Origin of the sequence: Phaeobacter sp. BS52, from assembly GCF_045040595.1 — a bacterium.
GTDB classification, from domain to species: Bacteria; Pseudomonadota; Alphaproteobacteria; order Rhodobacterales; family Rhodobacteraceae; genus Phaeobacter; species Phaeobacter piscinae.
The window spans coordinates 537,150-549,691 of record NZ_CP090662.1 but is presented as its reverse complement, the minus strand read 5'-3'; the positions used below and the strand labels follow the sequence as shown (position 1 = coordinate 549,691).

The following is a 12,542-nucleotide window of genomic DNA, read 5'->3' as shown; positions in this document are numbered from 1 at the left end:
GCGGATAATGGGTGACGGGTCCGTCAAACTGCGCGTCTGTCAGGGCCGACAGCGTGTCCGCGCCCGCGCCGACACCAGCAAGGCCAAGCGACAGGACGACGCCCCAGATCCCGACGTGACCCGAGCGTTTGGTGACACCGCCACTGACGCCGAGCGCGCCACCGACGCAAGGTCCGCGCTGCGCGGCGCATGAACCGGGGCCAGGCGCGCGACAGAGACCGCCGCGCCTGAGACCCCGACAGCATCAGATCTGTTTCTCGGGCATGTGCACCACCAGACCATTCAGATCATCCGTCACCTTGATCTGGCAGGTCAGGCGTGAGCGCGCAGGATCAGGCTCATAGGCGAAATCGAGCATGTCCTCTTCCATGTCATCCTTGGCGGGGAGCTTCTCCACCCAACCGGCATCGACATAGACGTGGCAGGTCGAACAGGCGCAGGCACCGCCGCAGTCTGCCTCGATACCGGGGATATTGTTGTCGCGCGCGCCTTCCATCACGGTCAGGCCGTTGGCCACCTCCACAACGTGTTCGGCACCGTTGTGTTCGACATAAGTGATCTTTGCCATCGTCAGCTGCATCCTTTTTCGCGTTGCGTCCGAGGTTGTAGCCAACCACCGGCCACCGCGCCAGTCAGAAACCGCGGCTTGAGCAAAACTCCTGCGCTCTGGCGACTCCCATCCAGCGCCACTTACGCCGTTCCCGGCCTTCGTGTGGCGACGTTCGACGCGCTGGTCCCGGTACAGCGGCAACGGGGCTTTGCGCCGGGGGCCGAATTGCGGTAGCCTAAGGACAGATGCGCCCATGCGGACGGGCCATCGCGGCATCACGGCTGCTGATAATTTGACACAGGCGTTTCACCACGGTGTTTCGTCACGGGGACTTTGTTCATGGCTGACCTCTTGCGCCCGCACGGGCCCTGGCTGGGACAGGCCTGTTTCAGGCGCGGCCGTTGGCGGCAGGCCAACCTGCGCCTGGTCTCGCTTGTGCTGACTGGGCTGCTGCTCAGCGCCTGTGCGGAACCTCCGGCAGGTGGCAACAGCACCCAGGTCTCCCGCAATGCCTCCGCCGCCCCGCCAGGTGCGGCCCCCGGCAGTTGCTGGGCCACCCATACCACACCTGCCGTAATCGAGACTGTCACCGTTCAGGTGATGACCCGCCCAGCGAGGACCGCGCCGGACGGGCGGGTGATTGCACCGGCCCGCTTTCGCCGTGAAACCCGTCAGGAAATCGTGCGCCCCCGCCGCGAAAGCTGGTTTGAAACGCCCTGCCCGGTGGATATGACTCCGCAACTTGTCGGGTCTTTGCAACGTGCGCTGGCGGTACGCGGCCTCTACACCGGGGAGATCACCGGCCAGCTGGACAGTGCCACCCGCGCCTCCGTCCGCAAATTTCAGAAACAGGACGGGTTCGACAATGATCAACTGTCGCTGCTCAGCGCCCGCAAACTGGGGTTGGTTGCCGTTGAAACCTGAGACAGATCTCCATCGCCCTCCCGCCATCGTCGCAGGCCCGGCATGAGCCCGCTGCCGCCTGCCCCCGGCGCTCTGCCCCGCTCCGGCACCACCACCGGCAGCACCACAGGCTCCGGCAGCGCGCGCTCCGCTGCGCGGCGCAAATGGCTGCTGCCTGATCGCGGCTTTCTCTCCGGTGCCTCTGACCGCTTGCTGGAAATGCTCGACAGTCAGGCCAGCGAAGTGCTGCTGCAGGCCGGTGAAGAGCTGTTTGAGCAGGGCGATGAGGGCGACGCACTCTATGCCATTGTCAGTGGCGCGGTGGAGTTCTCCACTCTTTCCTCAGCCGGGCGCAAATTGTCGCTGGACATCATGCGCCCCGGCGCCGTCTTTGGCGAGATCGCGTTGTTTGATCCCGGGCCGCGCACTGCGACCGCAACGGCGCTGGAACCCAGCCGCCTGCGCCGCCTGCGCAGCGGCGATGTGCTCGCAAAGCTGCAACACCACCCCGCGCTGGCCGGGGATCTGCTGCGGCTGGCGGGCCAACGGATGCGCTGGATGAACACCCAATACAGTGAACAGGTCTTTCTGCCGATGCCTGTGCGGCTGGCCCGCAAGCTGCTGTATCTGACCACCGAGGGCAGAGACGGACGTTTGTCACTGTCGCAGAGCGAACTTGCGGAATTTGTCGGTGCCACGCGCGAAGCAGTGTCAAAAACCCTGTCGCAATGGAAACGCAGTGACGTGATTGACATCAGCCGTGGTGGCCTGACCATCCGCGACCGGGCCGCGCTGAAACTATTGGCCGACCCCGACATCGGCTGACGCGCCCTGCGTTCCCCAGCCCCGATCCCGGATCAGGCGCCGACCGCCGCGCAGGACCACATCTCGATAATCTTACTCAATTGTGAACTGGGTTACAGACCACCGCGTGGCTTAGGGGCATGCTCGTGTCAGGCCGTCGTTATCCGTTCCATCCCAACGGCAGCCTGTACCATCAAGAGCCATGTGTCACGGCACATGGCTCGACGGGACCCGGGACATCCGCCGGGCGCACACCGGGGACCATCTGCGCCATCTGGGGCGGCGGAAACCTAAGGACAGCTCGTTGGATCGAACAGACGGTGCCGGGAGGTGCCTGGGGTCGTTGGACCTATGTGCAGACATCTTCCGCCGACGCGAGTCCGTGACGCGCCGGACCAAGGGCTGGGGGCAATTTCGCCACCCTGTTGTGATCCACGCAAAAGGGCCGAGCATCCCTGCCCGGCCCTTTTGTCTTGCGATCTCTCTCGATATCCCCCCTGCGTCAGCGTTTCGAGACTGCGCAGCGAGGCACCGCATCAGCAGCGGGCCACTGTTTGCAGCAGCCCGCAGCGAAAGGTCACTCAGACAGGTTCAGCGCCACAAAACGTGGCTCCCCTGCGCGACGCACCAGCAATAGCAGCGATTTGCGACCAGCTTCTTTCGCTTCGTCGATACGCGCTTCCAGCTCGCTGATCGAGGTCAGTTTCTGCTGACCTGCCTCAGTGATCAGATCACCGGCGCGCATGCCCTTTTCCCAGGCCTCCGAGGTCTCATCCACCGAGGTGATCACCAAACCGTCCATGCCATCAGGCACGTTCAGCTCACTGCGCTGATCCTCGCTCAAACGGCTGACGGTCAGACCCAGCAGCTGCTTTTCGGTCATGTCAGGCGCGGTGTCATCGCCACTGGCCGGGGTGCTCTGGCGCTGCGCGTCCTCGCGACGTCCCAGGGTCACTCGCAACGTCTCGGTCTTGCCTTCGCGGAAGACCCGCACACGCACGGCTTTGCCCACTTCGGTATTGCCGACCTGACGCACCAGCGCGCGGGTGTCTTTCACATCCACACCGTCAAAGGACAGGATCACGTCACCCGCCAGCAGACCCGCTGCCTTGGCAGGGCCCTCCGGCACATCGGTGACCAACGCGCCCTTGGCGCTGTCCAGACCCATCGCCTCGGCGACGTCCTTGGTCACATCCTGAATGCGCACACCCAGCCAGCCACGGCGGGTTTCGCCGAATTCCTTCAGCTGGTTCACAACCTTGCTGACCACATTGGACGCCATGGAGAACCCGATCCCGATGGAGCCACCATTGGGCGACAGGATGGCGGTGTTCACACCAACAACTTCGCCGTCCATGTTGAACAGCGGCCCGCCGGAATTCCCCCGGTTGATCGCCGCATCGGTCTGGATGTAATCATCATAGGACCCCGACAGCTCGCGGTTGCGCGCGGAGACGATGCCCGCCGAGAGAGAGAACCCCTGCCCCAGCGGATTGCCCATCGCCACCACCCAGTCGCCAACACGCGCCAGATCGCTGTCACCGAATTTGACAAAAGTCAGCGGCATCGGCGCTTCGACCTTCAGAAGCGCGATATCGGTGTTGGGATCGGTGCCCACGACCTTGGCTGGCAGCGGCTGCGCCAGCTGGCCTTCGCCGGGGAAGAATTCGATCTCGATCTCATCGGCTTCTTCGATCACGTGGTTGTTGGTGACGATATAGCCGTCTTCCGAAATCACAAAACCGGAGCCAAGCGCCGAAGACCGGCGCGGGCGGTCACCCTGACCACCATTGCGGTCCTGAAACTCGCGGAAGAAATCTTCAAAAGGCGAGCCTTCGGGGACGATACCCTGCGGACCGGACCGCCCCTCGACGACGGTTGTCGTCGTGATATTCACCACCGCCCGGCTGACCTTATCGGCCAGCGGCGCCAGGCTCTCGGGGCGGGCCTGCGCGATGGCCACCTGCGCCAGCACCATCAGGGTGCTGATCATGGCCAGCCAGAGCAGGCGCCACTGCGTCGTCTGGCGCGCGGGCTGGCGCGCAGCGGCGCGAGCGCTGCTGATTGTATTTTTCATTGCCTGTGGCTGCACGAAACTACTCCTTAGTTGTCGCCAAATTCCATCTTCTGCGGCGGGGCCTGCACGGGCATGCACCTCTGGGTCCGCAGCGGATCATGGGCTGTAATGTAGTCTTTTCAAAAACGGTCACAACGAATGTTGCACGTATTCAATTCGAAGTGAAACCCGGTGAGCTTCCGCAGGGGAACACACTCAGGAAAAGCCGGACGAAAAAGGGGCCGACCCAACGGCCAGCCCCCTTCTCTGTTCTCTCACACTCATGCGCAGAATCTCTGCACCGGTGATCATTGTTGGGCAGCTGCCGCAGGCTTGCCGTTGGAGGATTTCAGATAGTTGAAAAACTCATTGTCCGGCGAAAGCACCATGGTGGAATTCCCGGCCTGCAATGACGCGGCATAGGCGTTGAGCGAGCGATAGAATTCAAAGAACTCAGGATCCGCACCATAGGCCTGCGCAAAGATACCGTTACGTTCAGCATCGGCTTCACCACGAATGATCTCCGCCTCGCGCTGCGCCTCGGAGACCAGCTCAACCACGGTCCGGTCGGCCTGCGCCCGGATCCGCTGTGCGGCCTCGTTACCACGGGCCCGCTCATCGGTGGCTTCGCGGACACGCTCGGCCCGCATCCGCTCAAAAGTCGCATCGAGGTTCTCAGACGGCAGGTCGGTCCGCTTCAGGCGAACGTCGATGATGGTAATCCCCAGTGCCCGGGCATCAGCGATGGCGCCGTTACGGATCCGCAGCATCAGCGCCGCCCGGTCCGACGACAGAATGTCGTTGGAGCTGACAGAGCCGAGGATTTCGCGGGTTTGCGCACGCAAGATCGAATCCAGACGGCTCTCAGCAGCGGTGATACCGCCGCCACCAACGGCCTGACGGAACCGGTTCACATCAGTGATCCGATACCGAGCAAAGGCGTCAACCACCAGACGGCGATCATCCGACGGGGTGATTTCCAGCGGATCGATGTCACGGCTCAGGATACGGTCGTCGTAACGCACAACCTCCTGAATGAGCGGAATTTTAAACGCCAAACCCGGCTCTTCCTTGACGGAAACCACGCGGCCAAACTGCAGAACCAGCGCCTTTTCGCGCTCATCCACGATAAACACCGACGACAGCGCGGTGATGGCGATAATCACCAGTGCGGGCAGCAAAAGGGTCGATTTACGCATCAGTTGCTACCTCCACGGCGCAGTTCATTCAGAGGCAGATAGGGAACGACGCCCTGACCTTCGCCGGATTGCTCATCCAGGATGATCTTGTCGACGCGGCCCAGTACCTCTTCCATCGTCTCCAGATAGAGACGCTTGCGGGTCACGTCGGGGGCCTTTTCGTATTCGGTCAGAACCGCAGAGAAACGGCTGGCTTCACCCTGCGCTTCGTTCACGACGCGGGCGCGGTAGCCTTCAGCTTTTTCCAGCAGCTCAGCCGCCTGACCGCGGGCCTCGGCCAGCGCGTTGTTGGCATAGGCGTCGGCTTCGTTCTGACGCCGGTCGCGTTCCTGCTCAGCCGCTTGAACATCGCGGAACGCCGCAATAACCGAGGCTGCAGCGGATCCGCCTTGTCAAAGTTCACGCGGATAATGTTGATGCCGCTGTCGTAGTCATCCAGCGTGAACTGGATCAGATCCTGCAGACGCGAGGCAATCGCGCCACGGTCCCGGTTCAGGATCGGTGCCAACTCGGACTGGGCGATAATCTCGCGCATCGCGGATTCAGACACCGCGCGGATGGTGGTGCGGGCATCGCGCAGGTTGAACAGGAATTTCGCCGGATCATTGATATTCCAGACCACCTGGAAATCGATATCGACGATGTTCTCGTCGCCGGTCAGCATCAGCCCGGCCTCAGAGCCACGACCACCGCCCACACCGATATCCTCGGTCTGTTCGCGGGTCACCGGCAGAATTTCCTTGGTCACCAGCGGCCAGGGCGCAAAGTTCAGGCCCGGCTGACCGGTGGAGGAATACTCCCCGAGGAACAGCTCAACCGACTGTTCTTCCGGCTTCACGGTGTAGAAACTTGCAAAGGCCCAGAAGCCGACAGCCGCCAGCGCAGCCAGCGCCACGGTGCCCTTGGTCAGCTGCGGACCACCGCCGCCGCCACCAGCGCCACCGCGACCACCGCCGCCTGTGCCACCACCGCGGCCGCCCATCAGGACGCGCAGCTGTTCCTGGCCTTTTTTGACCAGCTCGTCGATCTCGGGGATCTGACCATCATCAGGACGGCGTCCGCCCCCACGATTGTCATCGCCGCCTTGGTTGTTGCCTCTGTTGCCTGAGCCGCCAGAAGAGCCGCCGCCCCCCCAGGGGCCACCGTTATTGCCCGCCATATGTGTCCAATCCCTATCTCACCGCCCATCGCGGCTTGTTGTTCCTACCTGTGGTTTCTGCCTGAAAAATCAAGCCGTCCGCACCGGTGTCTTCATCGTGACCAGCTCTTCCGACATCGTCGGATGCACCGCCACGGTGCGATCAAAGTCTTCTTTTGTTGCACCCATTTTTACGGCGATGCCTGCCAGCTGGATCATTTCACCCGCTCCCGGAGCGACAATATGACATCCCAGCACCTTGCGCGTCGCCTTGGAGACGATGAGCTTCATCAGCACCCGCTGTGCCCGCCCGGCAAAGGCCTGCTGCATCGGCTTGAAGGAAGTCGCATAGACCTCGATCTCTTCCTGCTCCGCCGCCGCTTCCTCGCTGAGGCCAACAGTGCCCATTTCCGGCTGGGTAAAGATCGCGGTCGGGATCAGGTCGTGATCAGGGCTGGTCGGGTTGCCCGCAAACACCGTCTCAACAAAGGCCATGCCCTCGCGAATGGCCACCGGTGTCAGGTTCACGCGGTTGGTCACATCCCCGACGGCATAGACCGACGGCACGCCGGTCTGGCTGTACTCATCCACCACGATGGCCCCGGCGCGGTCGCGCTCAATATCCAGTTCCTCAAGTCCAAGGCCGTCGGCATTGGGGCTGCGACCGGTGGCGAACATCACCTGATCGAACAGCGTCTCATCGCCATTGGTGGCCTTCACCCAGATCTTGTCGCCTTCTTTGCGCATCTCCAGCACATTGGTGCCCAGATGCAGATCGACACCGGACTGGCACATCTCCTCAGAGATCAGCCCGCGCGCCTCATCGTCGAACCCCCGCAGGATCTGCGCGCCGCGATAATACTGCGTGGTCTTGACCCCCAACCCGTTCATGATGCCCGCAAATTCGCAGGCGATATATCCACCGCCGACAATCAGCATGGTCTCGGGCAGTTTTTCCAGATGGAAGATCTCATTGGAGGTGATGGCCAGTTCGGAGCCGGGGAACTCCGGCGTCACCGGCCAGCCGCCGGTTGCGATCAGGATATGTTTCGCGGTCTTGCGGGTGCCGTCTGCCAGCTCAACCGTATGGGCATCCGCCAGTTTGGCGCGCTGATCAAAGGTCTCAACCGAATTGTTCTTCAGAATGCCGCGATAGATGCCTTCCAACCGGTCCAGCTCGGCGTGCAACTTGGTCTTGAAGCGGTCCCAGTCAAAGCTGCCGGGGGACAGATCCCAGCCATAGGCCTGCGCATCCTCAACCATACCTGCGTATTCGCTGGCGAAGACCATCAGCTTTTTCGGCACACATCCCCGGATCACGCAGGTGCCGCCGTAGCGGTCCTCCTCCGCCAGGGCGACCTTGACGCCGCGCTGTGCTGCCACCCGCGCGGCACGCACCCCACCGGAGCCGCCGCCGATAACAAAGAGATCGTAGTCAAAGCTCATGTTCGTCGCCTTTCTGATGTCTTGCGCGAGGTATCACATAGCGCAGAAGGAATTGCCAGTCTCGCAGGTGGGGGTGCGCTGCGCGGTTTATAATGCCTGAGGGCGGTGTACTCGCGAAACCGTGAAAACCGCGTGAAGAGCACCGGGGCGATCGCAACAACCGGTCTAGCCTAAAGCCGCCTTGGCATCCGGCGAGGGCAAATCCGGCCAATACGACGCGAACGCGTCCTGAAACCGTCGCGTTTCTTTTGCATCGCCGTTTTCCAGCGGGCATCGCAGTCTGGTCAATGCACCGTCTTCCAGACGCACAAGGATCCACGCGTACCGGTAGGGTGCGGAGGGGAACAAGCGCAGAGCTACAGGCTTTTCCTGAACAGCAACAACTCTGGACCAGGGGATCGTAGAGGAGGATGAACGCAAGACCCTGCGTGTAGCAATTCCTTTTGAGGAAACCTCCGCCCAGCTGAGAGTCAGGCCGCTCGATATAACGCACCAAAACAATACGATATTTATGTAGGTCAAAGGTCCTATGTAAGGGACCTCATACCCGCTCTGATCCAATCCCCACCAGTCGAATTTTTGCGCCACCTCAATCAGGAGCAGTGCAAGTGAGAACAGCAAAAGCAGTTTCACCGGCACGCGCAGCTTCACCGACAGCGAAACCGGCTCATGCGTCTGCGAAGGGTCATCGGTAGATACAGCAGGCCTGATTTGAGAGAACTTTGTCATCATATGGACCCAAATACAGCAGTATCTCAAGAAAGGTCCAGTCGACGAGCCTCATTCGTCTCGCCTCAGTCACTCAGATCGGTAAACAGGTTCTCGGTCTCCACAAAATCAAGTCGGTCGGTCTCCACCGTGCCCTCATTGATGTCGCGCACCTCAACCTTGCCATCGCCGTAACCCACCACAACGGTGTCGCAGATGTCGATGAACAGACCATTCTCAACCACGCCCGGGATCTGGTTCAGCACCAGCGCCATCTGCCGCACATTGCCAATGCGATTGAGGTGCAGATCCAGAATATGGTTTCCCTCATCCGTCACCAGCGCCGCATCCCCGTTCATCCGCAGCGTCGTCTTCCGGCCCATGACCTCCATCGCCACCAAAGTCTCCTCCAGCAGCGCCTGCGTGGTCTGCCAGCCAAAGGGGATCACCTCCACCGGCAGGGGAAACGCCCCAAGGCTCTCGACCTCCTTGGCCTTGTCGGCAATCACCACCATCCGGTCAGAGGCGGTGGCGACAATCTTCTCCTGCAGCAGCGCCCCGCCGCCGCCCTTGATCAGGTTCAGATCGCGGTCGAATTCATCAGCGCCGTCAATTGTCAGATCCAGCCACTTCGCCTCATCCAGTGTCAGGATCTCGATCCCCACATCGCGGGCCAACTCCGCCGTGCGGGTGGAGGTCGGCACGCCTTTGATCCGCAGACCGTCGTTCTGCACCATCTCACCCAGACAGCGCACCAGCCAGGCGGCTGTGGAGCCTGTGCCCAGCCCTACCCGCATGCCATCCTCAACCATCTCCGCCGCACGTTTGGCGGCAACAAATTTGGCCTTGTCGATGGGGGATAATTCTCCGGTCATGACCGCGACTCCATGAGACTGCATTGACGTGTTCTCAATGTGTTATACGCATTGTTGCCAACAGACGCGAGGGGGCGCTGCGCGAGTTGCCCATAGCACCAGTGCTGCGAAACCGCAGCGCGGCCACGTGGGTCTGCACCAGCCTCGTTGACCGGATGCCTGCCGAGACCCGGCGTCAGATCGCCACATCGCGCCACTGCAAGTGCCTCACTCGGCAAGGATCTCTGCCAGCGTGGCATAGTCTTCGCGGTAATCAAAAGCTCCAAACTGGCCACCCAGTCGCACCGCCAGATAGAAGAGAACACTCAGCAATACTGCCGTTGGCACCGTCACCAGCGCCCATGGCCAGCGCTGCGTTACCGCGTCATGCAGCATCGCAACAAAGAACTTCCAGTCGCAGCGCGCCCGGTCCCAGCGGTCGCCGCCGACAGCATAGCCAAAATCATGGTGCCGCCAGCTGGCATCGCAAAAAAACCAGCTGGCTGTCTCGGTAATCAACTCTCGCATCCGCTCCGGCAGCCAGTAGGGCCCAACCCCATTTCCAAACAGCAGCTTCTGGCAGTCGTTGAGATCGTCAAATGAAGGGCGGGACATCCAGTCACTCCGTCTGGCTCGGCAGCGGCGCTGCCTCTCACAACCGGAGCATAAGCATTTCATTCCGTACACCAAGCCTCCACTTGCGACCCTGCCGGAAGGTTTGCGCAAACTGCGTGTTTCCTATTGGAAACGTCGGAAACGGGCGTTACCAACGCCTGCAGACAGCTTAGAATGGTTCCATGATGAACAGCTACCGCCTCCATTACGCTCCCGATAACGCCTCGCTGGTCATCCGGCTGGTGCTGGAGGAGCTTGGCCAGCCTTATGAATGCGTACTGGTTGATCGCAGGGCCAAGGCGCAGACCAGCGCGGAATACCGGGCGCTGAACCCGAACGGGCTGATCCCGGTGCTGGAAACCCCGGACGGACCCGTATTTGAAACTGCCGCCATTCTGTTGTGGCTGTCCGAACGGCACAGCGCAATGGCCCCGCCCCCTGGCAGCCCAGAGCGCGCAGCCTTCCTGAAGTGGCTGTTCTTTGCGTCCAATACGCTGCACGCCGATCTGCGAATGCTGTTTTATCCGAAGAAATACATCGGCCCGGACGCCGATCAGCAATCCCAGCTGCAACAGGTGCTGCGTCAGCGTCTGCATCAGCATCTCACCAACCTTGATCAGGCCGCCGCGGCCCGCCCCTCATGGTTTGGTGCGCTGCAACCTTCAGTGTTGGACTATTATCTGGCCTGCCAGATACGCTGGATGGCGCTCTATCCGGCGCAGGCCGACCGATCCTGGTTCACTCTGGCACATTACCCCAGCCTGCAGCGTCTCTGCGCCGGGCTGGAAAGCCGCACTGCCGTGACCGTGGCCTGCGAGGCCGAAGGCCTCGGCCCGGCCCCCTTTACCCAGCCATCCTACGCAAATCCCTCAGAAGGATCAGCCACCTAATGTTCCTCTCCGTTTTCGACATGTTCAAAGTGGGCATTGGCCCCTCGTCCTCGCATACAATGGGGCCGATGGTGGCCGCAGCAAAGTTCCTGGACCTGATGCGCGCCTCGCCGTTTGAATTCCACGGTCTGCGCGCCTCTCTGCACGGCTCGCTCGCCTTTACCGGCGTTGGCCATGCCACCGACCGCGCCACCATTCTCGGCCTCGGCGGGTTTGTCGCCCACGACTATGATGATGAGAAGGCGACCGCCTTCCTCGCTGAGTTGGATAAGACCCACACCATGCACCCCGAAGGTCTCGGCGCGCTGCATTTCGACCCCAAGGCGGATATGATCTTCGACTATGATCACGCCCTGCCCGGTCATGCCAACGGCATGATCCTGATGGCCACCGATGCGCAGGGCGACGTGATCCTGCGGCAGGTCTATTACTCCATCGGTGGCGGCTTTGTCCTCACGGAGGAAGAATTGGCCGCTGGCAAGGCGACAGACGAAGGCGAGCCGGTGCCCTACCCCTTTAAGTCCGCGGCCGAAATGCTGGACATGGCCAAGGCCAGCGGCAAATCCATTGCCAGCATGAAACGCGCCAATGAGATCGCGCGCGGCTGCGAGGTCAGCCTCGCCAAAGGCACCGCCCGCATCTGGCAGGTGATGAATGATTGCATCAACCGGGGTCTGGAACGCGACGGCATCCTGCCCGGCGGCCTGAATGTGCGCCGCCGCGCCAAGGGGATCCACGATGCCTTGCAGGCCGAACGTGGCATGAACATCAACGCGCCCCACACCATCAATGACTGGATGAGCGTCTATGCAATGGCGGTGAACGAGGAAAACGCCGCTGGCGGTCAGGTGGTCACCGCCCCGACCAATGGCGCCGCAGGCACCCTGCCGGCGGTGATCCGCTACTATCTCGATCATGTGCCGGGCGCGTCTGAGAGCCATGTCGAGGATTTCCTGCTGACCGCCGCCGCCATCGCGGGTCTGGTGAAATACAATGCGTCCATTTCGGGTGCTGAGGCAGGCTGCCAGGCCGAGGTCGGCTCTGCCGCTGCGATGTCCGCCGCAGGCCTCTGCGCAGTGATGGGCGGCACGCCCGAACAGGTGGAAAACGCCGCCGAGATCGCGCTGGAACATCACCTGGGCATGACCTGCGACCCCGTGAAGGGCCTGGTGCAGGTGCCCTGTATCGAACGCAACGGATTGGCAGCGATCAAGGCGGTTTCTGCAGCCTCGCTTGCCCTGCGCGGTGACGGCCAGCACTTCGTGCCGCTGGATGCCTGTATCGAGACCATGCGCCAGACCGGCGAGGACATGCATGACAAGTACAAGGAAACCTCGCTCGGCGGCCTCGCGGTGAACGTGCCGAACTGCTGAAGTCCC

12 protein-coding genes and 1 pseudogene are annotated in these 12,542 nt (G+C 61.8%); 5 read left to right on the top strand and 8 right to left on the bottom strand.

The features are described 5' to 3' along the window. Positions 1-7: 7 nt before the first annotated feature. The gene (locus L0Z65_RS02690) at positions 8-193 is read left to right on the top strand and encodes a hypothetical protein (protein ID WP_405110529.1); all 186 of its coding nucleotides are present in this window, start codon (positions 8-10) and stop codon (positions 191-193) included. A gap of 51 nt (positions 194-244) precedes the next feature. Here the strand turns inward: L0Z65_RS02690 and L0Z65_RS02685 are convergent, their stop codons facing one another. Next, the gene (locus tag L0Z65_RS02685; RefSeq protein ID WP_014875267.1) at positions 245-568 is read right to left on the bottom strand and encodes a 2Fe-2S iron-sulfur cluster-binding protein; all 324 of its coding nucleotides are present in this window, start codon (positions 566-568) and stop codon (positions 245-247) included. Between the two features lie 321 nt (positions 569-889). Between L0Z65_RS02685 and L0Z65_RS02680 the strand changes: the two genes are divergently transcribed. Beyond that, positions 890-1,474 carry a peptidoglycan-binding protein gene (locus L0Z65_RS02680; protein ID WP_405110526.1) on the top strand — a complete coding sequence of 195 codons (585 nt, stop codon included), beginning with the start codon at positions 890-892 and terminating at the stop codon, positions 1,472-1,474. Positions 1,475-1,516: 42 nt separating this feature from the next. After that, positions 1,517-2,278, top strand: a complete 762-nt coding sequence (locus L0Z65_RS02675) for a Crp/Fnr family transcriptional regulator (protein ID WP_405110523.1) — start codon at positions 1,517-1,519, stop codon at positions 2,276-2,278. 556 nt (positions 2,279-2,834) lie between these two features. Here L0Z65_RS02675 and L0Z65_RS02670 read toward each other — a convergent pair. From L0Z65_RS02670 to L0Z65_RS02640, 7 genes and pseudogenes are all read right to left on the bottom strand, one after another. Next, positions 2,835-4,334 (bottom strand): Do family serine endopeptidase, encoded by a 1,500-nt coding sequence (locus L0Z65_RS02670; RefSeq protein ID WP_405110520.1) that lies wholly within the window; start codon positions 4,332-4,334, stop codon positions 2,835-2,837. A gap of 287 nt (positions 4,335-4,621) precedes the next feature. After that, positions 4,622-5,512 carry a protease modulator HflC gene (gene hflC / locus L0Z65_RS02665; protein ID WP_118068308.1) on the bottom strand — a complete coding sequence of 297 codons (891 nt, stop codon included), beginning with the start codon at positions 5,510-5,512 and terminating at the stop codon, positions 4,622-4,624. Then, positions 5,512-6,671, bottom strand: a pseudogene (gene hflK, locus L0Z65_RS02660) (FtsH protease activity modulator HflK). The gene hflC and the pseudogene hflK overlap by 1 nt, the downstream one beginning before the upstream one ends. A gap of 69 nt (positions 6,672-6,740) precedes the next feature. Next, the gene (gene gor / locus L0Z65_RS02655) at positions 6,741-8,096 is read right to left on the bottom strand and encodes a glutathione-disulfide reductase (RefSeq protein ID WP_096871794.1); all 1,356 of its coding nucleotides are present in this window, start codon (positions 8,094-8,096) and stop codon (positions 6,741-6,743) included. A 165-nt stretch (positions 8,097-8,261) separates the two neighbouring features. Then, entirely contained in the window at positions 8,262-8,828 is a 567-nt protein-coding gene (locus L0Z65_RS02650) for a hypothetical protein (protein ID WP_405110515.1), read from the bottom strand. Between the two features lie 62 nt (positions 8,829-8,890). Beyond that, a complete protein-coding gene (rpiA, locus tag L0Z65_RS02645; protein ID WP_024096485.1) occupies positions 8,891-9,679 on the bottom strand; it encodes a ribose-5-phosphate isomerase RpiA in 789 nt (262 codons plus the stop codon). 207 nt (positions 9,680-9,886) lie between these two features. Beyond that, positions 9,887-10,273, bottom strand: a complete 387-nt coding sequence (locus L0Z65_RS02640) for a hypothetical protein (protein WP_405110512.1) — start codon at positions 10,271-10,273, stop codon at positions 9,887-9,889. Positions 10,274-10,455: 182 nt separating this feature from the next. Between L0Z65_RS02640 and L0Z65_RS02635 the strand changes: the two genes are divergently transcribed. Both L0Z65_RS02635 and L0Z65_RS02630 read left to right on the top strand, forming a co-directional pair. After that, positions 10,456-11,163 (top strand): glutathione S-transferase family protein, encoded by a 708-nt coding sequence (locus L0Z65_RS02635; RefSeq protein ID WP_102896636.1) that lies wholly within the window; start codon positions 10,456-10,458, stop codon positions 11,161-11,163. Further along, positions 11,163-12,536: an L-serine ammonia-lyase gene (locus tag L0Z65_RS02630; RefSeq protein WP_102896635.1), complete on the top strand. Its 1,374-nt coding sequence runs from the start codon at positions 11,163-11,165 to the stop codon at positions 12,534-12,536. Before L0Z65_RS02635 ends, L0Z65_RS02630 begins: the two co-directional genes overlap by 1 nt. The last annotated feature ends 6 nt before the right edge of the window (positions 12,537-12,542 follow it).